This window comes from Streptomyces sp. CBMA152, assembly GCF_014596475.1.
Lineage (GTDB): Bacteria > Actinomycetota > Actinomycetes > Streptomycetales > Streptomycetaceae > Streptomyces.
The window spans coordinates 166475-189842 of sequence record NZ_MECJ01000028.1 but is presented as its reverse complement, the minus strand read 5'-3'; the positions used below and the strand labels follow the sequence as shown (position 1 = coordinate 189842).

Genomic DNA, 23368 nt, shown 5'->3' with positions numbered 1-23368 from the left:
ACCCTGACGCACCCGCAGCGCACTCGCCCGCCACCGCACCCCCTACCCCGCCCGCCCGAACCGCTCCGCCCCCTGCACCATCAGCACCCCCACCCCCAGCACCAGCCACACGAACCCCACCACCTGCGCCGTACGCGTCGCCTCCCACATCACCGCCACGATCACCGCCCCGCCGAGCAGCGGCAGCACCAGATGCCTCAGCCAGTCGGGCGCGCCCTCGCGTTGCCGTACCACGTACCAGCCGATCACCGACGCGTGCAGCAGCAGGAACGCGGTCAGGGCGCCCATGTCGACCACCGAGACCAGCTTGTCCATGCCGTCGTCGCGCCGGGCCGCCCATACCGCCGCCACCAGCGTCACCACGGCCGCGCCGAGCAGCGCCGCGCGCGGTACGCCCGACTGGGTCCGCGACAGGAGCTTCGGCAGCCGCCGCTCGCGGGCCATCGCGAAGACCAGCCGCCCGGCCGCCGCCTGCCCGGCCAGCGCCGCGAACGCCGCCCCGATCGCCTTGCTCGCCGCCACCAGATCGTGCAGCCAGGTGCCCATGGACGCCTGGACCGTGTCGTAGAAGGCCGAGCCCTGCTGGGCCGGCTCGGCGGCCAGCCGCGCCGACGGCACCGGCTCCAGGAGCGCCGCCAGATACGTCTGCGCCACGAACAGCACGCCCGCGAGCGCCAGACAGAACAGCACCGCGCGCGCGACCTTGTCGGAACCCCCGGTGACCTCCTCCGCGAAGGCGGCGATCGCGTCGAAGCCGAGATACGAGAGCACCGCCACCGAGACCGCGCTGAGCACCGCCGACAGCGAGAACCCGGCGTCCCCGGTCAGCGGCGACAGCCAGTCGCGCTGCGTCCCGTCCCGTACGAGTACGACCACCGCCGAGACCAGGAAGACGAGCAGCACGCCGATCTCCATCGCGAGCACCGCGAACCCCACGCGCGCGGCCGCCCGTACGCCCCAGAGATTGAGCGCCGTGGTGATCACCACGGCAAGGGCGGTCCACACCCACCGGGAGACCGAGGGGACCAGGGAGTTCATGGCGATCCCCGAGAAGAGGTACGCGACCGCCGGGATCAGCAGATAGTCGAGCATCGCCATCCATCCGGCGATGAACCCGGCGCCTTCGCCGAGGCCCGCGCGCGCGTAGGCGAAGACAGAACCCGCCTGCGGGGCTACCCGCACCATCTGCGCGTAACTCAGAGCGGTGAACGCCATCGCGGCGGTCGCCACCAGATAGACAAGCGCCACGGCGCCGTGCGACTTGGCATCCAGCGTGCCGAAGATCCCGACGGGCGCCATGGGGGCGATGAACAGCAGCCCGTACACGACCAGGTCACGGAAGCCCAGGCTCCGCCGCAGCTCACCGGCCTCCGCAGGCTCCTCGCTCTCCTCGGCGCTGTGCACACTCATGCGGCCAGTCTCATGGCCCGGACGATCTTTGGCCCGCCGGGCGGGCCACGGGTGTCGCGCTCCACGCGCGCGTGGGACGCGGCGGGGCGGGCGTACCCGGGGCTGTCGCAGCCCGGCCGTACCATGGACCGCATGACTGCTACGCCTGCCCGCCGTGTCCTGCTCGCCGCGCCCCGTGGCTACTGCGCGGGTGTCGACCGCGCCGTGATCGCCGTCGAGAAGGCCCTGGAGCAGTACGGGTCGCCGATCTACGTCCGGCACGAGATCGTCCACAACAAGTACGTCGTGCAGACCCTGGAGCGGAAGGGCGCGATCTTCGTCGACGCGACGGCGGAGGTCCCCGAGGGCTCCATCGTGATGTTCTCGGCGCACGGCGTGGCGCCGACCGTGCACGCGGAGGCGGCCGAGCGGAAGCTGGCCACCATCGACGCGACCTGCCCCCTGGTGACCAAGGTCCACAAGGAGGCCGTGCGGTTCGCCAACGAGGACTACGACATCCTGCTGATCGGCCACGAGGGCCACGAGGAGGTCATCGGCACCTCCGGCGAGGCCCCCGACCACATCACGCTGGTCGACGGCCCCGAGGACGTCGCCAACGTCGAGGTCCGCGACGAGTCGAAGGTCGTCTGGCTCTCCCAGACGACGCTCTCGGTCGACGAGACCATGGAGACGGTCGACGCGCTGAAGCAGAAGTTCCCGCTGCTGATCTCGCCGCCGAGCGACGACATCTGCTACGCCACGCAGAACCGCCAGACGGCGGTGAAGCAGATGGGCGCGGACGCGGACCTGGTCATCGTCGTCGGCTCCAAGAACTCCTCGAACTCGGTACGCCTGGTCGAGGTCGCCCTCGGCGCGGGCGCGCGCGACGCCCACCTGGTGGACTTCGCCGAGGAGATCGACGAGGCGTGGCTGGAGGGCGTGAGCACGGTCGGTCTGACGTCCGGCGCGTCCGTCCCCGAGGTCCTGGTCGAGGGCGTACTGGAATGGCTCGCCCAGCGAGGCTTCGAGGACGTCGAGATCGTCAAGGCGGCGGAGGAGTCGATCACGTTCTCGCTGCCGAAGGAGCTGCGCCGCGATCTGCGCGCGGAGGCGGCGGAGCTGTCGGGGGAGTAGGCGGCCGGCGGTGCGCGTACGGGGTGCGCGAGCCGTTCTCCAGGTGACTGTCAGTGCCCACCCGTAACGTGGTGTCCATGAACGTGTTCGGAGTGGACATCGGCGGGTCCGGGATCAAGGGCGCTCCCGTGGACCTGGAGCGCGGAGACCTGGCCCAGGAGCGGTACAAGGTCCTGACCCCGCAGCCCGCGACGCCGGAGGGCGTGGCGGGCAAGGTCGCGGAGGTCGTCAGCCATTTCGGCTGGTCGGGCCCGATCGGCATCACGTTCCCGGGTGTCGTCACGGGCAATACGATCCGGACGGCGGCCAACGTGGACGCCGCGTGGATAGGCGTGGACGGGGCACGGCTGCTCGGCGCCCGCCTGGGCGGCCTGCCGGTGACCGTCATGAACGACGCGGACGCGGCGGGCGTGGCCGAGATGAACTTCGGCGCGGGCCGGGGCCGCAAGGGCACAGTGATCCTGCTGACGTTCGGCACGGGCATCGGCAGCGCGCTCTTCGTCGACGGCCGCCTGGTCCCCAACACCGAGCTCGGCCATCTCGAACTGCACGGCCACGACGCGGAGAAGCGCGCGTCGACCAAGGCCAAGGAGGACGAGGACCTGACCTGGCCCCACTGGGCCCACCGCGTCCAGAAGTACCTGGCCCACGTCGAGATGCTCTTCTCCCCGGAGCTCTTCATCATCGGCGGCGGCGTGAGCCGCAAGGCCGAGAAGTTCCTGCCCCTGATCGAGGGCATCCGCGCGGAGATGGTCCCGGCGGAACTGCAGAACAACGCGGGGATCGTGGGGGCGGCGATGACGGCGGGGCGGCGGTAGGTCGGCGCGGCCGGGCATCGCGTGATGCCCGGCCACCGCCCGGGGCCCGCCGACCGAGGTCGCTCCTGGGGCCTACCGCCGGGGCGCGGTGGGCCGCGGCCGGCGCCGCCCCATCAGCCGTAGCTTCCGTACGCTCGCGATCACACCCGCTACCAGCGTGCCGCCGTAAAGCCAGCCGGCGTGCAGAGCGAGGGCGGTGACGACGGCCATGGCCTGGCCGCCGAGGCCCCCGGCGCCGTCCGCGATGGGGACGATGCCGAAGGCGAAGGCGATCGGGACGCTGATGGGCGCGCTGACCAGGTCGGCGGGGCGCACCCAGAGCGCGGTGACGGCGCTGACCGGCAGGAACAGCACGCCGTACACGGCCGCCGAGCCGTCGAAGATCAGCCAGTCCAGACAGCCGACCAGGAACATGACAGCAGCGGCGAAGAGCCCGCCGCCGAGGCTGGTGAGCCGGGGCTGGGGGAGCCGGCGCAGGGCGAGCACGAACGGCGGGGCGGGCCGGGCCGCCACCCGGTACACGGCGGCCGCCTCCCCGGCGGCCTGCGGCCCCAGCGGTGCGCGCCGGGGCGTACGTCCGGGCGCGCCTCCGGGCGTACGTCCCGACGGCCCACCGGCCGTGCGGGCTCGCTGTCCGGGCTGCGGGGTCTGCGTCCTGTAGTGCTCCACCGGACCAACGTAGGTCGACAGGGGGGAGTAACCACCCGTGGGACACGCCCTTTGGGTGAGGTTGGCGTTGCGTTCGACGTGAAACCGCCCCTGGGGGCGGTAATGGGAGCCCCGGGTGCCGCCCGGACGCGGACGCGGTGAGGGCCGTCGCTGACGGCACGGCGCGCCCGTAAACTGGTGAGTCGGCCCCCATTCGCGGGGGCGTCGGCCCCCGGCCCGGGGGCGGACGGACCACCACCCTCGTACCGGGAAGTCGCCAACGTGTCGCTCACGATCGGAATCGTCGGTCTGCCGAATGTCGGCAAGTCGACCCTGTTCAACGCCCTGACCAAGAACGACGTGCTGGCGGCCAACTACCCGTTCGCCACCATCGAGCCGAACGTCGGCGTCGTCGGCGTCCCGGACGCCCGCCTGGGCAAGCTGGCCGAGGTCTTCGCCTCGCAGCGCCAGCTGCCCGCCACGGTCGACTTCGTCGACATCGCCGGCATCGTGCGCGGCGCCAGCGAGGGCGAGGGCCTGGGCAACAAGTTCCTCGCGAACATCCGCGAGTCGGACGCGATCTGCCAGGTCATCCGCGCCTTCAAGGACGAGAACGTCGTCCACGTCGACGGCAAGGTGTCCCCGAAGGACGACATCGAGACGATCAACACCGAGCTGATCCTCGCCGACCTCCAGACCATCGAGAAGGTCCTGCCGCGCCTCCAGAAGGAGTCTCGGATCAAGAAGGACGTCGTCCCGAAGGTGGCGGCGGTCGAGGCGGCCAAGGAGATCCTGGAGAAGGGCGACACCCTGTTCTCGCAGGGCATCGTCCAGGGCACGGAGAAGTCGGAGCTCCTGCACGACCTCCACCTCCTCACCACGAAGCCGTTCCTGTACGTCTTCAACGTCGACGAGGACGAGCTGACCGACGACGCCTTCAAGGCCGACCAGCGCGCGCTGGTCGCCCCGGCCGAGGCGATCTTCCTCAACGCCAAGCTGGAGCAGGACCTCGCCGAGCTCGACGAGGAGGACGCCCTGGAGCTCCTCCAGTCCGTCGGCGCCGAGGAGCCGGGCCTGGCCACCCTCGCCCGCGTCGGCTTCGACACCCTGGGCCTGCAGACCTACCTGACGGCCGGCCCCAAGGAAGCCCGCGCCTGGACCATCAAGAAGGGCGCCACGGCCCCCGAGGCGGCCGGTGTCATCCACACCGACTTCCAGAAGGGCTTCATCAAGGCGGAGGTCATCTCCTTCCACGACCTGATCGAAACGGGCTCGGTGGCCGAGGCCCGCGCCAAGGGCAAGGCGCGGATGGAAGGCAAGGAGTATGTGATGCAGGACGGGGACGTGGTGGAGTTCCGCTTCAACGTCTAGTCGCGCACGCCAAAACGGGGTCGGCCTGAGGGATTCAGGCCGACCCCGTTGTCGTAACAGGAAATCAGCGGCCGGCCGGAGCCGTGACCGGCTCGCCGAGGATTCGGCCCGCCAGTTCCAGGGCCATGACGTCGACGTACGGGCGCAGTTCGGATTCGGCCGATGCGCGGGCCGTGGCGATGGTCGCGGTGCCTGCGGCCACGATCTCGTCGCGTTCGCGGATGGCCTCGGCGCGCGCGGACACTATTGCCGCCGTGCCTTCCTCGTGGGCCTGCTGGCGGATGCGGGCCGCGTCGTGGCGGGCGGCGGCGAGTTCGGACTCGTACTGGGCGCGGATCGCCGCGGCCTCCGCGAGGATGGCCTCGGCCTCCTCGGAGCGGCCCGCCGTGAGGGCCTCGCGCTCCTCCTGCACCTGCTTCACGCGCGGCAGCAGCACCCCCGCCAGCATCCAGAAGCAGAACGCGAACAGCACCAGGCCGATGAGGAGGTCGGGCACGGTGGGATTGAGGGGGCCCACATTGATGGGAAGCAGTTTCACGCCTGGCACCTTCTCTCTCGCACGCGCCGACGCTCATGCGCCTCGGCATTCGTACTGGAGATCGTATTGCAGGGGCCCAAAGGGATAACCAGGCGGGTGCGTGGGCGAGTTGGGGGCCGGAACCGCTCGGGTCCGGCCCCTGCCGCGTGGCGGTACGGCCTGTCAGGTGTGCCGGGGCGGAGTCAGCTTCTCCAGGTCGAGACTGATCTCGAAGGGCACCGGGCGTTGGAGCGAGCCTCGGCAGATGCCGACGGGCACGTAGGTGCGGGTCGGTTCGTCCAGCTCGTAGACGTGGACGACGGGCGCTCCGTCCTCGTCCTCGATGCACCAGTAGTGCGGGATGCCGGCTTCCGCGTACTTGCGGAGCTTGACCGTACGGTCCCGGTGGGCGGACTCCGGGGAGACGACCTCGACGACGAGTCGAACTTCTTCCGGTGAGAACCAGGTGCGGTCGCCGTCGAAGTCGGCAGTGGTCACCAGTAGATCTGGCTCAGGCCGGTTGCGCGGATCGAGCTTGATGGTCATTTCGCGGCTGACTCGGGAGTCGGGAGGTGCCTGCTCCATCAGTGCGACGGTGAGCATGGTGACGAGGTGGCCGTGCCACCACCGCTGGGGCGACATCATGAAGACAAGTGCTCCATCGATCAGCTCGGTGTGGCGTGGTGCCTCGGGGAGGCGGTCCAGGTCCTCCGCGAACCAGCCTTCCGCGCGCGGTGGGCGCATCCAGTCGGGCAGTGCGGTCATCATGCTTTCACCGTAGCGACTGACCCTGGCCGACGCGGGTCAGATGCCCTTCACATACGCCACCGTGAACGGAGTCTCCGGCGTTCCCGGGCCCATCGGGCCGCCCTTGTCGAACTGGGAGCGGACCACCAGCGTGCGGCCCTGGACGTGGATCAGGGTGGTGGGGATCTGGAGGGACGTGTCGGTTACGTGGCGTTCCAGGCGGGCCGATGTGCCGTCGGGGGAGACGTGCCAGCGGGTGAGGGTGTTCGACTTGTTCTGGGCGGCGCGCAGGGTGTGGCCGGTGAGGTCGAGGCCGTCGCCGTTCACCAGGTCTCCGCCGGTCAGGGCCACCTTGCTGGTCGTGCCCGAGGCGATGTCCACGCGGTAGAGACCGCCGCCGGTCATGTCGACCGCGAGGAGGTAGCGGCCGGACGGGTCCGCCGCGATGCCGTTGAGGGTGAACGAGCCGGCGGGGTGCGACGGGACCGCGGCGCTCAGGTCGTAGTGGTCGGCCAGTGCGGCGCGGCCGCCGTGTGCCGCCGCGTCGGTCAGCTGCGCGGGGGTGATGCGGTAGATCACCGGGCGCAGGCTGTCCGTCACGTACGCCGTGCCGTCCGGCCCGATCGCCAGGTCGTTGAGGAAGCGCGTCGTGCCGGTGGGCACGTCGAAGCGGGCCAGGAGCGTGCGGTTGTGGACGTCGTAGACCGCGACTCCGGTCGTCGAGTCGATGACCCACAGCCGTCCGACCCGGTCGACCTTCAGCCCGTTGGCCGTCTTGCGGCCGTCCGTGCCCGAGGGCAGGAAGACCTGGGCGGCGCGGTGTCCGGGGGTGGCCTTGTAGACGGCGCCTGTCGTGTACGAGCCGACGTAGACGTCCCCGGTGCGGGGGTCGGCCGCGATCCCCTCCGGGTACGCGTGGTCGCCGGGGAGTTCGTACGCCGTGGAGATGCCAGTGGTGGGGTGGTGCGTGTGGGCTGATGCCTGCGACGGGATCGCTACGAGGGCTGCCGCGGCGGCGGCGATCAGGGAGCGGCGCAGGAGCGTACGGGACACGGCGATGCCTTTCGGGTGTGGCCGAGGTGGTGCGGGTGGGCGGGCTGGCCCCGCTTGAGGACGAATCTAGGTTAGAGCTCTAATGCTCGTCAACATCGTTATCTTTGAATGAATGCTTTGCTTCTGTTCGGTCGATATCATCCGGAGATGACGTCCCTGCCCGCCTCCGAGCGCCTCGGCTCCCACCTCAAGCGGGCCGAACAGGCCCTCATCGCGACGAAGGCCGCCGTGCTCAAGCCGACGGGCCTGACCGTGCCGCAGTACGCGGCGCTGCTCCATCTCGCGGAGAGCCCGGGCATCTCGGCCGCGGCCCTCGCGCGCCTGTGCGGGGTCACGCCGCCCACGATGAACACGGTCCTGAAGAACCTCCAGGAGCGCGGGCTGATCGTGCGCACCCCGCACGAGTGGCACCGCAACGTTCTGGAGACCCGGCTCACCGACGAGGGCCGCGCGGTCATGGCCGACGCCGATGGTCGGGCCGTGCGGGTGGAGCGGGCGCTGGCCGCCGAGTTCACGGACGAGGAGCGGGACGCGCTCATCGGGCTGCTCGGGCGGTGCGTCTCCCTGCTGGAGCGGGAGCGTCCCGGAGCCTGACGCCGTACCTGTGGAAGGGGTGGACCGGATCCTGATGCCCTTCTGGAAGCGATCACCCCGGGGTAGGGTCGAGATCCGTGATCGACTTCCCGATACCCTCCCGTCCCCTCCGTATCGCCGCAGCTCAGGCGCACGTTGTCGCCGGTGACGTCGGCGCCAACGCCGCCACTGCCGCCCGGCTCGTACGGGCCGCCGGGGCCGGTGGGGCGCAAGTCGTCGTGCTCGCCGAGAAGTTCCTGAGCGGGTACGAGCCCGAGCTCATCCGGGCCGAGCCCGAGCGGTGCGCCGTGAACGGGGCCGGGGACCCCCGGCTCGGGGTGATCGTGGACGCCTGCCGGGAGAGCGGCGTGGTCGCGGTCGTCGGCGCGGCGGTGTACGACGGCGGTGAGCTGTACGTATCGGCGCTGGTCATCGACGGGAGCGGGGTTCGCGCCCGCTACGACAAGCAGACGCTGTTCAAGTCCGAGCAGGCCGTCTACCGGCACGGCCGGGCCGGGTGCACCCTCGAAGTGGGCGAGTGGCGGCTCGGGTTGGGGATCTGTTACGACTCCGGGTTCCCCGAGCACGCGCGCGCGGCGGCTCTGGACGGCTGCCACGCGTACGTGGTGGGCGCGCTGTTCAGCGTCGGCAACGGGTACCACGAGTCGCGGATCTGGTTCCCCGCGCGGGCCTTCGACAACACGGTGTACGCGGTCCTCGCCAACCACATCGGCCGCACCGGCGACTGGACGACCTGCGGCAGCAGCGCGGTGTGGGGCCCGGACGGCCGTGTCGTGACCGAGGCGGGCCCCACGGACGAGGAGATCGTGTACGCCGACCTCGACCCGGCCGCGTTGCGCTCCGCGCGGGAGGCCGAGCCGATGCTGCGGGATTTGCGGGAGACGGGGGGCGAGCCGAGGGTGTCGGTACGGGCGGCGACCCCGGTACGGCCGGTGGCCCCCACCCCACCCCTTCCCTAAACCCTCCGGGGGTGGGTGGGGCTGCGCCCCGGACCCTGTTTGCCTGCGGATCGTGCTGGGTTGCTCGCGCAGTTCCCCGCGCCCCTAGGTAGTCAGGGGCGCGGGGAACTGCGCGATCAGCCCCTACGGTCCGCAGCCAAACGACCCAGCTACCCGCTGAGGCCCGTCTTGAGCCCCGCTCCGCACAACGGCACCACCACACTCCGCCCCGCGAACGCGTCCGCCGCCGCGCTCACCGCCGCCCAGCAGGCAACCCCGGTCGACTCAACGAACAGACCCCGTCCCGCCAAGTCCCGTTGTGCGGCGTGGAGTTGGGCCTCCGTAGCCGTCAGGAACGTACCGCCCGACGAACGCACCGCCCGCAGGATCTGCCGTGCCCGGGGCGGCCGCGGGATGGCGATCCCCTCGGCCAGAGTGTCAGCGGCGGCCAAGTCCCCCGCGTCCAGCAACCCCTCCGCCCCCGCCCGGAACGCCGACGCCAGCGGTGACACCGCCTCCGCCTGCACCGCGACCAGTGCGGGTCGCGACGCGATCAGCCCGTGCGCGTACAGCTCGGACGTGGCGAGTGCCGCGCCGAGCAGCAGCGTGCCGTTGCCGACGGGCACCACGATCGCGTCGGGCAGCCGTCCGCCCAGCTCCTCCCAGAGCTCGTACACGTACGTCTTCGTGCCGTGCAGGAAGTACGGGTTGAAGACGTGCGAGGCGTAGAACGTGCCGGGCGCGTCGGCGGCGGAACGGGCGGCCCGGGCCGTGGCCTCGCGGTCGCCGGGGATCCGCTCGACCCGCGCCCCGTGCGCCCCGATCTGCTCGACCTTCTTCGGCGAGGTCGACTCGGGCACGTACACCGTGCAGGGCAGACCGGCCCGGGCCAGATACGCGGCGACGGACGTGCCCGCGTTGCCGCTGCTGTCCGCGACCACCCGCTCGGGCCCCAACCGCCGTGCCAGTTCGGCGAGTACGACCGCGCCCCGGTCCTTGAACGACAGCGTCGGCATCAGGAAGTCCAGCTTGGCCGAGACGGTGTCGGTGAGCGGAACCAGCGGGGTGCGGCCCTCGCCCAGGGTGACCGGCGGCGGTCCGTCGAGCGGCAGTGCCTCCGCGTAGCGCCAGAGCGAATTGACGCGTCCGGCAAGCGACTTGAGGTCGACCGGCGCGGGGGAGAAGTCCAGGTCCCAGGGGCCCCGGCAGACCGGGCAGCACCAGGGGGCGGCGGCCTCGACGGGGACGCGCGTCCCGTCCTCGGGGCAGCGGTAGACCGCCGCCCGCTCCTGCGCACCGGGAAGCGTCGCGTTCAGAGAGGTCATACGACGACCCTAGATCGACTCCGGGAATCCACCCGTGCCGAGCTCGCCGCCAGGCGGACCGCGCACGCCCGGAACGCGGCGGTCCACAACCCCCGTCACCCCTACCCCGCCCCCGCGTACGATTCGCGCAGCAGTTCGTCTGACCTCGACGAGGAGCCCTTACCCGTGGACATACCGCCGCCGCCCGCGCCCGAGCCGCACCCGCAGCCGGGCCAGGGCCACGGCCCCGGCTGGCCGCCCCCGTATCCCGGGCCGCAGCAGCCCTGGTACCCGTATCCGCAGCCGTTCCCGGAGCCGGCCAGGACCAGTGGTCTGGCCGTCGCCTCGCTGGTCACCGGCATCGTCTGCTGTGTGCCGCCGCTCGGCGCGGTGCTCGGCGGCGTCGCGCTCGGGCATATCAGGAAGAAGGGGCTGCGCGGCAAGGGCATGGCCGTCACCGGTGTGGTGCTCTCCTCGGTCAGTACGGTCCTGGCGGTGGTCTTCGTCGTCAGCGGCGCGGCGGGCTCGTTCTGGGACGGGTTCAAGAGCGGTGTCCACGACGCCCAGCACACCCGCAGCACCATGAACCTGCGCAGGGGCGACTGCTTCAACGTCCCCGGAGGGGAGTTGGAGCGCGAGGTCGTGAACGTCACGGTCGTGCCGTGCGACAAGCCGCACGACGGCGAGGTCTCCGGCTCCTTCAAGCTGTCGGGGTCCGCCTTCCCCGGCGACAAGGCCATCACCGCGCTCGCCGACCGCCGCTGCTGGCCGGTCGAGCAGGAGTACGCGATGGACAGCTGGGCCCTGCCGGCCGAGGCCGAGTCGTACTACTACACGCCGAGCCAACGCAGTTGGCGGCTCGGCGACCACTCCGTGACCTGCGCGTTCGCCACCTCCAGCGGCAAGCTCCACGGGTCGGTGCGCAATGACGCGCTCCGGCTCGACGCCGACCAGATGACGTATCTGCGGTCCTCCAACGCGTACGACCGCGCGTTCGCGTCCGCCCCCGACAAGGACCGGGTCGAGGAGGACCTCGACGGGTTCAGGAAGTGGGCCGGGAAGCTCTCGGACGTACTGACGCAGGAGAGCGCGCGGCTGCGCGGGCGCACCTGGCCCGCGAGCGCCGACGCGCAGGTCCAGGCCCGGATCAAGGAGTTCGAACTCGCGCAGAAGGAATGGGCGAAGGCGGCCACGGCCACCGACGCGGACGCCTTCTATCTGCACTCGGGCGCGGCGGACCACGCGCTGCGGCAGGCCACGGAGATCGCGGCCCGGCGCGCGCTGCACCTCGCCACGACCCCGCCGGCCACCGACTCCGGCGGCAGCACGGGCGGTACCAGCGGCGCCGATGGCGGCTCCACCGGCGAGTCCGACAACGGCGGCACGGACGCCGGACCCGGCACCGGGAGCGGATCCGGCAACGGGTCGGGCAGCGGAACCGGAAGTGACGGTTCCAAATCGGTCTGAGGCGAGGATGGGACGGGTAGCCCCCTGGGGCCGGACAGCCGGCTGATCGGTTGGATACCCGCGGTACGCCCTGCGTAAAAGCCACGTCATCACATCGGGTGAAACTCTGGCCTTGGCTTGCGGCGCACAACCGACGGTTGCCACGCTGTTGCAGTCTGTCAACCTGATGGGAGTGGCCAGTGACTTTCGGTGAGCAGCCGGCCTATCTGCGCGTCGCCAGCGATCTCCGGCAGAAGATCGTCAGTGGTTCGCTGCCGCCGCACACCCGCCTTCCCTCGCAGGCGCGCATCCGCGAGCAGTACGGGGTGTCCGACACCGTCGCCCTGGAGGCCCGCAAGGTCCTCATGGCGGAGGGCCTGGTCGAGGGCCGCTCCGGGTCGGGTACGTACGTGCGCGAGCGCCCGGTCCCGCGCCGGATCGCCCGCTCCGGGTACCGCCCGGCCAAGGGGGCCAGCCCCTTTCGCCAGGAGCAGGCCGAGGACGGCACCCGGGGCACCTGGGAGTCGGGCAGCGAGCAGGAGGAGGCGTCCCCCGAGATCGCCAAGCGGCTCGGCATCCGGGTCGGCGACCGGGTCATGCGCACGCGGTACGTGTACCGGGACGCGGGCGAGCAGATGATGCTCTCCACCTCCTGGGAGCCGCTCGCGGTCACCGGGCGCACCCCGGTGATGCTGCCCGAGGAGGGCCCGCTCGGGGGGTGCGGCGTGGTGGAGCGGATGGCCGCGATCGAGGTGGTCGTGGACAACGTGGTGGAGGAGGTCGGCGCGCGCCCGGGGCTGGCGGAGGAGCTCCTGGCGCTCGGCGGGGTCCCGGGCCATGTGGTGCTGGTCATCGAGCGGACGTACTACGCGTCGGGGCTCGCCGTGGAGACGGCCGACGTCGTCGTCCCGGCGGACCGCTACCGGATCGCGTACCACCTGCCGGTGAAGTGACCGCCTACCGCGCGTCGGTTACGTGGGGGTGACGACGACGGGCTGACACAGTGTCAACTCCCGTAACGAGGGCGCACTCGAATGAGTGCGCCCCCGTCGGCATGCCCTCTGTGGCCGGATCCGTATCTCTTTGTGAGAACACGTATCCGGTGCGTAAAGGTCAGGCGTAGGCTCAGGCATATGCGGAATGCGGTTTCCTGGGGATCTCGGCCGACCTGCATGCCGACGGCGGGAGGGGTGCGATGAACGAGAGCGGAACGGTGCTTTCCTGGCAGGTGATACGCCAGGACGACAACGGCAACCGCTACCGCGTCGGCAGGTACGCCACTCGCGCCGAGGCGCAGAAGATCGTCGACAGCCTCGACGACCGGGGCCACCGGCAGCTCTACTGGGTCGAGCGCATCGGCCAGCCGGCGCAGTAACGGGCCCGTGGGTGGGGCCGCGCCGGGTGCGGGTTACGCTCCGGCGCATGGACGATCGTGTGGTGGTGGCCGGGGCCGTGTTCGACGGGGGCAGGCTGCTGGCCGCGCGCCGCAGCGCCCCGCCCGAGCTCGCCGGACGCTGGGAGCTGCCCGGCGGCAAGGTGGAGCCGGGCGAGAGCCCCGAGCAGGCCCTGGTGCGCGAGCTGCGCGAGGAACTGGGCGTGGAGGTCGAGACGCTGGAGCGGATCCCTGGGGAGTGGCCGCTCAAGCCGGGCTATGTGCTGTGGGTGTGGACCGCCCGGCTGCTCTCCGGTGACCCGCGCCCCCTGGAGGACCACGACGCCCTGCGCTGGCTCGCCCCGGACGCTACGGACGAGGTCGACTGGCTGCCCCAGGACCGCCCGGCGGTGGCGCGGGCGGCCCGCATCCTCGCCGAGCGCACCCTGGCGGCGGGGGAGCGGCACGCGGGGAGCTGACCGGGGTCCCCGCGCGGCAGGACAGCACCCCGCGCTCCACGCCGTACGCCGTTCGTGCCACCGTGCGCCCCGCGTGGGGATAGTTGACGTCATATATCGGGTATGTGGCTATTAATCCTTCTAAACCCCCCGAAGAGTCGGATGCGGGTGAGCGGTGTGATCGACACCTCCGGCGGCTGCGCCGAGTGGACCTTCCCGGCGGAGGCGGGTGCCGTGCGCACCGCTCGGCACGCCGTCAGGGACACCTTGCGCGGCTGGTCGTTCGACCCGGCCGTGAGCGATGTGGCGGTGCTGCTGGTCAGCGAACTCGTGACCAATTCCCTGCGGTACGCGTCGGGGCCCATCGGGGTCCGCATGGCCTGCCTGGAGCCCGGCGCCCTGCTGGTGGAGGTCTCCGACCCGCTGCCCGAGGAGCCCGTCGAGCGGGACGCCGGGCCGGACGACGAGGGCGGCCGGGGACTTCAGTTGGTGGCTTGTTCTGCTCGGCGGTGGGGGACCAGACGCGGCAGGACGGGCAAGACCGTGTGGTTCGAGCTGGCCCTGCCTGGTTAGAAGGAGGGAGGGACGAACGATCACCACCGCCTCGGACGACGAGGTCGCGCGGCGGCCGGAAAAGAACGAGACCGGGATGTGATCGTGAACGCCGTGTCGGTGGGGGCCGTAGTACTGAATACTGCGGTCAAGGCCGGTCCGGTGCGGTGAGCTGGAGGGGACGGTCGCGTGAGCGAGATACCTGAGACGTCTGGCGGTGTCGTGTGGCAGAGCAGCCCGCCTGGCTCGATCTATGACTACATCAGGGTCGCCTCGTTCTCGATCGGACCCGACGGGCTGATCGAGCAGTGGAGCCTGCGGGCCGAGGAGCAGTTCGGCCTGGCCGCCCGCGAGGTCGTGGGGCTCGACCCGGTGGACGCCTTCATGCCTCCTGAGCTGCGCTCGCAGGGCCATCGACGGGTCACCGAGATCCTGGACGGCCGGGAGTGGACGGGCATCGTCCCGTTCCGGCTGCCGGAGAACGAGGGGCGGCACGGGTTCGCCGAGCTCTATGTGATGCCGAGTGAGACGGCGGCCGGTGAACGCGGCGCGCTCTGCATCGTCGTCGACGTCCGGGCGCTGCGCGGCATCGAGACGGACCTCGCCGCGTCGCAGGCCATTTTTGGCCAATCTCCCTTCGGTTTCCTGCTGTTCGGTACGGACCTCACCGTGCTCCGGGCCAACAAGCGCTTCGCCACCGTCTTCGGCGGCGACCCCGCCGACCACCGCGGCCACACCGTCCACGACTATCTGAACCGCGCCGAGGCCGACCGGATGGCCGCCGCCCTCCAGCGCGTCCTGGAGACCGGCGAGTCCGTCACCGACCTCCAGCTCGTCGGCACCGCACCCGGCGACCCGGCCCGCCGGCACTGGTCGATCAACCTCTACCGGGTGCACAGCGGCACCGGCCGGCCCATCGGCGTCGCCAGCCTCGGCATCGATGTGACCCGCCGTCACAACGCGGCCCGCGAGGCCGCCGACGCCCGCCGCAACCTCGCCCTGCTCAACGAGGCGGGCAACCGGATCGGCAACTCGCTGGACCTGGAGACCACCGCCCGCGAACTCCTCGACGTCGCCGTCCCCGGCTTCTGCGACCTCGCCTCCGTCGACCTCTACACGGCCCTGCTCGCCGGGGACGACGCCCTCCAGAACCGGGCCGACGGCAGCGCCGAGCTGCGCCGCGTCGCGTTCGCCAGCGCCGTCTCGGACGGGCCCCTCACCGGGTCCGGCCCGGGCCCGGTGGTCGCCGTCGGCGATGTCCATCGCTACCTCTTCCACTCGCCCTGTGCCGGCGCCCTGCGCACCGGCCGTCTGCATGCCGTACCGGGCGACGAGGGGAGCCTGGTGCACACGACGCTCGCCGTCCCGATGGTCGCCCACGACACCGTGGTCGGCCTCGTCCAGTTCTCCCGCGCCAAGGGCAGCGAGCCCTTCGGCGACCGCGACCGCGCGCTCGCCACCGAACTCGCCTCCCGCGCCGCCGTCTGCATCGACAACGCCCGCCTCTACCGCAGGGAGCACGAACGCGCGCTGATCCTCCAGCGCTCCCTGCTCCCGCCCGGCGACCCCGAGGCCGCCGGGCTCGACATCGCCTGCCGCTATCTGCCCGGCAACGCGGCCACCGAGGTCGGCGGCGACTGGTTCGACGTGATCGAACTCCCCGGCCACCGCACCGCCCTGGTCGTCGGCGACGTGATGGGCCGCGGTCTGCGGGCCGCCGTCGCCATGGGCGAACTGCGCACCGCCGTACGGACCCTGGCCATGCTCGACCTGGAGCCGGCCGAGGTGCTCTCGCACCTCGACGAGATCGCCCGGGGCCTGGGCGACCCCGGCGGCCCCGACCGCGACTCCGGCGGTGCCCGACGCGGCCGCCCCGGCTCGCGCGGCTCTCACAAGTCCCGCGAGGCCGACCTCTCCGAGGTCTACCTGGCGACCTGTGTGTACGCGGTGTACGACCCGGTGACACGGCGCTGCGCCATCGCCAACGCCGGCCATCTCCCTCCCGTCCTGGTCGAGCCCGGTGAGCCCGCGCTCTTCCTCGACATGCCGCCCGGCCTGCCGCTCGGCGTCGGCGGCGAGCCGTTCGAGGAGATCGAGGTGGAACTACCCGAGGGCGCCCTGCTGGCCCTCTACACCGACGGCCTCGTGGAGTCCCGCGACCACCCCCTGGACGAGGGCCTACGGGCCTTCCGCAAGGCCATCAGCGACCCGGTCGCCGAACTGGAGGACGTCTGCGACCAGGTCCTCAACACCCTCGACACCCGCCATGGCGAGGACGACATCGCCCTGCTCATGGCCCGTATCCAGGGCCTGGAGTCGGACGCGGTCGGCGACTGGCGACTGCCGCGCGAGCCCCGCTCGGTCGGCCGCGCCCGTGAGCTCGCCCGCGCCCAGCTGCTCGCCTGGGATCTGGGCGACCTCGTCGACACCACCGAGCTCCTGGTCAGCGAGCTCGTCACCAACGCCCTGCGGTACGGCGAGGGCGAGGTCAGACTCCGGCTGCTGCGCGACCGCGCCCTCGTCTGCGAGGTGTGGGACGCGGGCCTGGTCCAGCCCAGACGGCGGCGCGCCCGCGACACCGACGAGGGCGGCCGGGGTCTCCAGCTCGTCGGCCTGCTGAGCGCGTCGTGGGGCTCGCGCCGCACCCCGCGCGGCAAGACGGTCTGGTTCGAACTCTCCCTGCCCGACGGCGAGTCCGGCCCCACCGAGCTCACGGAGGAGCAACTGCTGAGCATGTTCTGAGCCCCGCGGACCACCGAGTGCTACGTCGTCGCCTTCAGTGCCGCCAGTCTCGCCGCCACCTCCGCCGTGTCGTCGAAGGCGTCCAGTTGCTCGAACTGGGCGTCCAGCGACGACACTTCGAGCGTCTGCGTGCCCCGTGCCCGCGCCTCCTCGCGCCGTATCTTGTCCTCGAAGCGGGATATCTCGCCGGTCGGGTCGAGCACACTGATGCCCTTGACCACGTCCGCCATCCGGCTCGGTGCCGTCGCCGATGTCGATGTCTGTGCCGCCGACGTGGCGCTGGTCGCCAACTCATCCCGCTTCGACGCCAGTTCGGCCAACCTCGACCTCATCTGCTCCACGCCCGACTTCAATCTCTCCACCACCCCCGTCTGTGCGGCGATCGTCGGCTCGGCCGTACGCGCCTCCTTCTCCGCTTGCAGTTCTCTGCCGATCGCCACCTTGGCGAGGCGGTCGAAGCGGTCGGCCTCGTCGGCCGAGCCGTCGGCGCGCAGCACATCGGCTCTACGGCTGGCAGCGAGCGCCTGGTCGCCCCACTCCTTGGCGGCCACCAGGTCCTCGTGCCGGTCCTGCTCCATGAGGCGCAGTTCGCCGAGGGTGGCGGCGGCTGTCTGCTCCGCCTCCGCGATGTTGCTCGTGTACTCCCGTATCAGCTGGTCCAACGTCTTCTGCGGGTCCTCGGCCTGGTCGAGGAGCGCGTTGATGTTGGCCTTCGCCAGCTGGCCGACCCGGCCGAGAACCGACTGCCTGTCGCTCATGGTTCTTCTCCTTGCACCGATCGGGGCGACTGCGCCCATGGTCAGAAGCGGCCACCACCACCTTTCCGTCGCCGGGTGCCCCCGCCCCCGAAGCTGCCCGGTCCGCCTGTCTCGCCCAAGTCCCCTGTTCCCCCTGTCCCGTCGCCACCCCCTGCTCCGTCTGTGTCCGTTCCACTGAGGATGATCCCGCCGAGCACCGCCCCGCTCAGCCCGCCTTCCCCTCGTGATACGAGTGCCGATTCGCCGGTGTTCCCGGTTTCCTCGAACGAGTGAACGTCGGTTTCGGCGAGGCTCTGTGCCTGCCGGGCCAGCGCGCCCGCCGGGCCCGACTCGGCCGCGCCACCGGCCAGTTCGAGGTGGCGCCGGGCCGCGTACAACCGTGTGCGGGCCTCACATCCCACCGCGCCCCGGTGCGTGGTGATGTAGACCTCGGCCATGGCGACGGCGGCCTCCACCTCGGCGACCGAGGTCTCCGCGCCGACCGCCGTCCCCTCGTCCACCTTCCCCTCGTCCACCTTCCCCTCACCCACCGCCCCCTCGGCGTCGGCCAGTTCGCGCCCGCGCCGCTCCACCGCCTCGACCAGCAACGTCGTCTGGGCGACCGCACCCTCGGCGGCGCGTACGTACACCGCCGCCGTGTCGTTGTCGTCCGCGTCGAGTGCTTGGCGGGCCAGGTTCAGGGTGGTCGTCGCGAAGACCAGACGGTCCTTGGCCTCCTCGACATGGCCCGCGACGGGCGCGAACGCCGACGGCTCGTACTGCTGGTGCAGTGCGGTCAGCGTCGAATCCGCCGCCGCCGTACGGCCGGTGAGCGTACGGAAGGACGCTTCGGCGGCGGCGAGCGCCTGCGGGGCGTTGTGCTCCAGGTCGCGCAGCCGGTCGAAGGCGGCGGCCTCGGCGTCGAGGCGTTCGTCGGCGTCGGCGCAGCGCGAGACGATCTCGTCGAGCAGCGCCCGCCGGGCCTCGTCGTCCTCCGGGTCACCGTCGTCGAGCTGCTGGCGCAGCCTGAACGCCGCCGACACTTCCGACCTGGCGTACGCGACGGCCTCCGCGAACGGGCGGACCGCCTCTTCCTCCAACTGGTCGGCGGCGAAACCCAGTTCCTCTTCACTCGTACGAATGGCGTCATCGGCGGCGACCAGCGCCTCCTTGCTCCCGGTGTCGAGAGCGCCCAGCGCGTCGAGGTTGAGGCTTTCCCGAGACTCGGCCGCCCCCTCCCCGCCGGCCCCCGCCCCCGCCCCCGGCGCACTCGCGGGCGTCGTCCGGGTCAGGGACCGCCGGTTCCTGTGGGCATACGCGTACGCGGCCGCCGCGCCCGCCCCCACGAGGACGGCGACGGGCAGCACGTAGTCACTGGAGGAGAAGGATCCGTTGTGCGTGGAGGCGGCCACAGGGGGCGCCGCGGGCATCTCCACAGCCGCCGTCAGGGCGTCCGCGCGCGCTGACGGAACGCCGGGCAGGGCGAGCCAGCCCGCCGCCAGTAGCACGGCCACGAGGCCCCGGACGGCCCGGACGGCTATGTGCGGCCTGGTGCGACTGACACACGGCGTCACATTTGTGAGGGTATGGCCGGATCTGCCGCTCCGCGACCGGGCGGAATTCGCCCGCCTCGGCCGGACGCGGCCCGCTCGTTATGCCATCCGCCACCGGGACGTCATACTTCCACGGCACACTGACAGTCAGGGGTTCTCGTGCGGACAGCTATATCGGCCGGAGTGGAAGGCCTGCGCCGGTGGTTCCGGCGCCCGGCACGGACCTGGGTGCGGCGTGCCGTGCTCGCGGCCGTGCTGCTGGTGATGGCTCCGATGGTGGTCGGCGCCGTGGCGCTGCGCAGCAGCTACGCGGGCGACCCGGGGGACGGCACCAGAACGCGGGGCCGGGACGCCATCTGGCTCGGCCACGCCTGGGTCGACGGCCGTAAGAGCGAGCACGACCTCGACGTCTTCGCCGCGCGCGTGCGGGACACCGGGATACACGACCTGTACGTCCACACCGGGCCACTGGAGCACGACGGCACCCTGCCCGCCGCGCGCTACCCGAAGGCGCGCTGGCTGGTCGACGGGATGCACAGCAGGCTTCCCGGCGTACGCGTCCAGGCCTGGCTCGGTGACAAGCTCGCCACCGAGAGCCCCAAGGGGCTGCGTCTGGAGCGACCGGAGACCCGCAGCGCGATGGTGGACTCCGCCCGCCAGGTGCTGACCGGCGGCTTCGACGGCGTGCACTTCGACGTGGAGCCGGTGCCCTCGGGCGACCGCCACTTCCTGGAGTTCCTGGACGTGGTGCGGCCCATGACGCGCGCGCACAACGCGACGCTCTCCGTGGCGGCGCACCAGATAGACCCGGTCCCGAAGCTGCACTCGGCGGCCGGCAAGATCGCCGGACACCCCAAGTGGTGGTCGCAGGCGTACTTCGGGCAGGTCGCCAAGCGCGTCGACCAGATCGCGGTCATGTCGTACGACACCTCGATGCCGCTGGAGAGCCTGTACGGCGGCTATGTCGCCCAGCAGGCGTCGCTCGCGCTTGAGGTGACGCCCAAGACCACCGACCTGCTGATGGGGCTGCCGTTCTTCCAGACGGAGAACATGGGGCACCACGGCTCGGCCGAGACGGTCAAGGCGGCCGTGCGCGGCGTCCGGCTCGGGCTGGGCCGAACCGACCGGCACCGCGAGCACTTCGGCGTGGCCCTGTACGTCGACTTCACGGCCCGGGACAAGGACTGGGCCGCGTACGACAAGGGCTGGAACTGAGCCACGGGTACGAGCGGTACGACGGCGGGGCCCGGCATCCACGGATGCCGGGCCCCGTCCCGTATCGCCTAGCTTCCCGGCCGTCGGCCGATCTTGTTGCCCAGCCAGATCAGCGGGTCGTACTTGCGGTCCACCGCCCGTTCCTTCAGCGGGATCAGGGCGTTGTCGGTGATCTTGATGTGTTCGGGGCAGACCTCCGTGCAGCACTTGGTGATGTTGCAGTAGCCCAGGCCGTGTTCGTCCTGGGCGGTGCGCTTGCGGTCCAGGCCCGTCTCGTCCGCCGCGTCCAGCGGGTGCATGTCGAGCTCCGCGATCCGCATCAGGAAGCGGGGGCCCGCGAAGGCCGTCTTGTTCTCCTCGTGGTCGCGCACCACATGGCAGGTGTCCTGGCACAGGAAGCACTCGATGCACTTGCGGAACTCCTGCGAGCGCTCCACGTCGACCTGCTGCATCCGGTACTCGCCGGGAGCCACCCCCTTCGGGGGAACGAAGGCGGGAACTTCTCGCGCCTTCTCGTAGTTGAAGGTGACGTCGGTCACCAAGTCGCGGACGACCGGGAACGCCCGCAGCGGAGTGACCGTGATCGTCTCCTCGCGGGAGAACACCGACATCCGCGTCATGCACATCAGGCGCGGGCGGCCGTTGATCTCCGCCGAGCAGGAACCGCACTTGCCCGCCTTGCAGTTCCAGCGCACCGCGAGGTCGGGCGCCTGGGTCGCCTGGAGCCGGTGGATGATGTCGAGGACGACCTCGCCCTCGTTCACCTCGACCTTGTAGTCCGTCAGATCGCCGCCGCCGGTGTCGCCCCGCCAGACCCGGAAGCTCGCGTCATACGTGGTCACTCGTAGAGCTCCTCTTCGGCGAGGTACTTGACCAGCTCCTCCTTCTCGAAGAGGGCGAGCAGGTCGGCACGGATGGGTTCGGTCTCTTCGCGTGTCAGCCGGATCTGGCCCCGTACCGGGTCGGTGGCCGCCAGGCCGCCGGTGGGGTCGGCCAGGCTGCACAGCAGATTGGCCCGGCGCCAGGCGCGGTCCATCGCCGGCCAGTCCTCGCGGGTGTGGCCGCCCCGGCTCTCGGTGCGCTCCAGGGCCGCGCGCGCCACGCACTCGCTGACCAGCAGCATGTTCCGCAGGTCCAGGGCGAGGTGCCAGCCGGGGTTGAACTGGCGGTGCCCCTCCACCCCGGCGCGCCGGGCCCGTACGCGCAGCTCGCCCAGTTTCTCCAGCGCCTGCCGCATCTCCGCGTCCCGCCGGATGATGCCGACCAGGTCGTTCATGGCCTGCTGGAGCTCCTGGTGGAGGGTGTACGGGTTCTCGGGCGCGGCGGTCGTGGCCTCGGCGGGCTCGGCGCTGAACGGGCGCAGCGCCTCGGCGGCAGCGGCGTCCACCTGCGCCTCGTCCACGGCGGGTCGGGCGGAGCCGAGCGCCGAGGTGTACTCGGCGGCGTGCAGTCCGGCCCGGCGGCCGAAGACCAGCAGGTCGGAGAGGGAGTTGCCGCCCAGGCGGTTGGAGCCGTGCATGCCGCCGGCCACCTCGCCCGCCGCGAAGAGCCCGGGCACCCCGCGCGCGGCCGCCGTCTCCGAGTCGACCGCGATGCCGCCCATCACGTAGTGGCAGGTCGGGCCGACCTCCATGGGCTCGGCCGTGATGTCCACGTCGGCCAGCTCCTTGAACTGGTGGTGCATGGACGGCAGCCGGCGCCGGATGACCTCGGCGGGCATCCGGGTCGACACATCCAGGAAGACGCCGCCGTGCGGGGAGCCGCGACCCGCCTTGACCTCGGAGTTGATGGCCCGGGCGACCTCGTCGCGGGGCAGCAGTTCGGGCGGGCGGCGGTTGTGGTCCGGGTCCTCGTACCAGCGGTCGCCCTCCGCCTCGGACTCCGCGTACTTCTCCTTGAAGACGTCCGGCACGTAGTCGAACATGAAGCGTTTGCCCTCGGAGTTGCGCAGCACCCCGCCGTCGCCCCGGACCGACTCGGTTACCAGGATGCCCTTCACCGACGGCGGCCAGACCATGCCGGTGGGGTGGAACTGCACGAACTCCATGTTGAGCAGCGGCGCGCCCGCGAGCAGCGCGAGCGCGTGGCCGTCGCCGGTGTACTCCCAGGAGTTCGACGTCACCTTGAAGGACTTGCCGATGCCGCCGGTCGCGAGCACCACGGCCGGGGCCTGGAGGACGAAGAAGCGGCCGGACTCTCGCTCGTAGCAGAAGGCGCCGGACACCCGCTCGCCGTCCTTGAGGACGCGGGTGACCGTGCACTCCTGGAAGACCTTCAACCGGGCTTCGTAGTCGCCGAATTCGCGTTTGTCGTCCTGCTGGAGCGAGACGATCTTCTGCTGGAGCGTACGGATGAGCTCCAGGCCGGTGCGGTCGCCGACGTGGGCCAGGCGCGGGTACTCATGGCCGCCGAAGTTGCGCTGGGAGATCCGGCCGTCGGGCGTACGGTCGAAGAGGGCGCCCCAGGTCTCCAGTTCCCACACCCGGTCGGGCGCCTCGCGCGCGTGGAGCTCGGCCATCCGCCACTGGTTGAGGAACTTGCCGCCGCGCATGGTGTCGCGGAAGTGCACCTGCCAGTTGTCGCCGGAGTTCACATTGCCCATGGAGGCGGCGATGCCGCCCTCGGCCATGACCGTATGGGCCTTGCCGAACAGGGACTTGCAGATGACCGCGGTACGGGCGCCCTGCTCGCGTGCCTCGATGGCGGCCCGCAGGCCCGCCCCGCCCGCGCCCACCACGACGACGTCCCACTGCTGCCGTTCGAGCTGCGTCATCTCAGGC

22 protein-coding genes are annotated in these 23368 nt (G+C 71.4%); 12 read left to right on the top strand and 10 right to left on the bottom strand.

Annotation, left to right across the window (positions count from 1 at the left end; all coding sequences use genetic code 11):
* Positions 1-42: 42 nt before the first annotated feature.
* Positions 43-1410 carry an APC family permease gene (locus BG418_RS24365; RefSeq protein WP_188276110.1) on the bottom strand — a complete coding sequence of 456 codons (1368 nt, stop codon included), beginning with the start codon at positions 1408-1410 and terminating at the stop codon, positions 43-45.
* A gap of 123 nt (positions 1411-1533) precedes the next feature.
* Here BG418_RS24365 and BG418_RS24360 point away from each other — a divergent pair, with 123 nt between their 5' ends.
* Positions 1534-2523, top strand: a complete 990-nt coding sequence (locus BG418_RS24360; RefSeq protein WP_188276109.1) for a 4-hydroxy-3-methylbut-2-enyl diphosphate reductase — start codon at positions 1534-1536, stop codon at positions 2521-2523.
* Between the two features lie 77 nt (positions 2524-2600).
* Positions 2601-3341 (top strand): polyphosphate--glucose phosphotransferase, encoded by a 741-nt coding sequence (gene ppgK, locus BG418_RS24355; protein WP_188276108.1) that lies wholly within the window; start codon positions 2601-2603, stop codon positions 3339-3341.
* 72 nt (positions 3342-3413) lie between these two features.
* Here ppgK and BG418_RS24350 read toward each other — a convergent pair whose 3' ends face one another.
* Positions 3414-4010, bottom strand: a complete 597-nt coding sequence (locus BG418_RS24350) for a DUF6542 domain-containing protein (protein WP_399000077.1) — start codon at positions 4008-4010, stop codon at positions 3414-3416.
* A gap of 261 nt (positions 4011-4271) precedes the next feature.
* On the opposite strand from BG418_RS24350, the gene ychF reads away from it, so the two are divergent.
* Positions 4272-5360: a redox-regulated ATPase YchF gene (gene ychF / locus BG418_RS24345; RefSeq protein WP_188276107.1), complete on the top strand. Its 1089-nt coding sequence runs from the start codon at positions 4272-4274 to the stop codon at positions 5358-5360.
* 64 nt (positions 5361-5424) lie between these two features.
* On the opposite strand, the gene BG418_RS24340 is transcribed toward ychF, so the two are convergent.
* The 3 genes from BG418_RS24340 to BG418_RS24330 all read right to left on the bottom strand — a co-directional run bounded on the left by BG418_RS24340 (position 5425) and on the right by BG418_RS24330 (position 7677).
* Entirely contained in the window at positions 5425-5898 is a 474-nt protein-coding gene (locus BG418_RS24340) for a hypothetical protein (protein WP_188276106.1), read from the bottom strand.
* 162 nt (positions 5899-6060) lie between these two features.
* Positions 6061-6642, bottom strand: a complete 582-nt coding sequence (locus BG418_RS24335) for a Uma2 family endonuclease (RefSeq protein ID WP_188276558.1) — start codon at positions 6640-6642, stop codon at positions 6061-6063.
* 39 nt (positions 6643-6681) lie between these two features.
* A complete protein-coding gene (locus BG418_RS24330) occupies positions 6682-7677 on the bottom strand; it encodes a superoxide dismutase (RefSeq protein ID WP_317453744.1) in 996 nt (331 codons plus the stop codon).
* 147 nt (positions 7678-7824) lie between these two features.
* Between BG418_RS24330 and BG418_RS24325 the strand changes: the two genes are divergently transcribed.
* On the top strand, positions 7825-8271 hold the full coding sequence (locus BG418_RS24325) for a MarR family winged helix-turn-helix transcriptional regulator (RefSeq protein WP_188276105.1): 447 nt from the start codon (positions 7825-7827) through the stop codon (positions 8269-8271).
* Between the two features lie 77 nt (positions 8272-8348).
* Positions 8349-9230 carry a carbon-nitrogen hydrolase family protein gene (locus tag BG418_RS24320; RefSeq protein WP_188276104.1) on the top strand — a complete coding sequence of 294 codons (882 nt, stop codon included), beginning with the start codon at positions 8349-8351 and terminating at the stop codon, positions 9228-9230.
* A gap of 149 nt (positions 9231-9379) precedes the next feature.
* Here BG418_RS24320 and BG418_RS24315 read toward each other — a convergent pair whose 3' ends face one another.
* Entirely contained in the window at positions 9380-10534 is a 1155-nt protein-coding gene (locus tag BG418_RS24315) for a pyridoxal-phosphate dependent enzyme (RefSeq protein WP_188276103.1), read from the bottom strand.
* Between the two features lie 165 nt (positions 10535-10699).
* Here BG418_RS24315 and BG418_RS24310 point away from each other — a divergent pair, with 165 nt between their 5' ends.
* From BG418_RS24310 to BG418_RS24285, 6 genes are all read left to right on the top strand, one after another.
* Positions 10700-11980: a DUF4190 domain-containing protein gene (locus tag BG418_RS24310; RefSeq protein WP_188276102.1), complete on the top strand. Its 1281-nt coding sequence runs from the start codon at positions 10700-10702 to the stop codon at positions 11978-11980.
* A gap of 179 nt (positions 11981-12159) precedes the next feature.
* Positions 12160-12912, top strand: coding sequence for a GntR family transcriptional regulator (locus tag BG418_RS24305; RefSeq protein ID WP_188276101.1), 753 nt, complete (start codon positions 12160-12162; stop codon positions 12910-12912).
* Positions 12913-13154: 242 nt separating this feature from the next.
* Entirely contained in the window at positions 13155-13334 is a 180-nt protein-coding gene (locus BG418_RS24300; protein WP_188276100.1) for an SPOR domain-containing protein, read from the top strand.
* A 47-nt stretch (positions 13335-13381) separates the two neighbouring features.
* Positions 13382-13810 (top strand): (deoxy)nucleoside triphosphate pyrophosphohydrolase, encoded by a 429-nt coding sequence (locus tag BG418_RS24295; RefSeq protein ID WP_188276099.1) that lies wholly within the window; start codon positions 13382-13384, stop codon positions 13808-13810.
* Positions 13811-13957: 147 nt separating this feature from the next.
* Positions 13958-14362, top strand: a complete 405-nt coding sequence (locus BG418_RS24290) for an anti-sigma regulatory factor (RefSeq protein WP_188276098.1) — start codon at positions 13958-13960, stop codon at positions 14360-14362.
* Positions 14363-14530: 168 nt separating this feature from the next.
* On the top strand, positions 14531-17083 hold the full coding sequence (locus BG418_RS24285) for a SpoIIE family protein phosphatase (protein ID WP_399000067.1): 2553 nt from the start codon (positions 14531-14533) through the stop codon (positions 17081-17083).
* A gap of 20 nt (positions 17084-17103) precedes the next feature.
* On the opposite strand, the gene BG418_RS24280 is transcribed toward BG418_RS24285, so the two are convergent.
* Both BG418_RS24280 and BG418_RS24275 read right to left on the bottom strand, forming a co-directional pair.
* Positions 17104-17841: a PspA/IM30 family protein gene (locus tag BG418_RS24280; RefSeq protein ID WP_188276097.1), complete on the bottom strand. Its 738-nt coding sequence runs from the start codon at positions 17839-17841 to the stop codon at positions 17104-17106.
* A 41-nt stretch (positions 17842-17882) separates the two neighbouring features.
* Complete coding sequence (locus BG418_RS24275; RefSeq protein ID WP_188276096.1) at positions 17883-19394, bottom strand: TPM domain-containing protein; 1512 nt, start codon at positions 19392-19394, stop codon at positions 17883-17885.
* Between the two features lie 138 nt (positions 19395-19532).
* Here BG418_RS24275 and BG418_RS24270 point away from each other — a divergent pair, with 138 nt between their 5' ends.
* Positions 19533-20588 carry a hypothetical protein gene (locus tag BG418_RS24270; protein WP_399000064.1) on the top strand — a complete coding sequence of 352 codons (1056 nt, stop codon included), beginning with the start codon at positions 19533-19535 and terminating at the stop codon, positions 20586-20588.
* A 68-nt stretch (positions 20589-20656) separates the two neighbouring features.
* On the opposite strand, the gene BG418_RS24265 is transcribed toward BG418_RS24270, so the two are convergent.
* Together BG418_RS24265 and BG418_RS24260 are read right to left on the bottom strand one after the other, a co-directional pair.
* Positions 20657-21430, bottom strand: coding sequence for a succinate dehydrogenase/fumarate reductase iron-sulfur subunit (locus BG418_RS24265; RefSeq protein ID WP_188276095.1), 774 nt, complete (start codon positions 21428-21430; stop codon positions 20657-20659).
* Positions 21427-23361, bottom strand: a complete 1935-nt coding sequence (locus BG418_RS24260) for a fumarate reductase/succinate dehydrogenase flavoprotein subunit (RefSeq protein WP_188276094.1) — start codon at positions 23359-23361, stop codon at positions 21427-21429. The genes BG418_RS24265 and BG418_RS24260 overlap by 4 nt, the downstream gene beginning before the upstream one ends.
* Between the last annotated feature and the right edge of the window lie 7 nt (positions 23362-23368).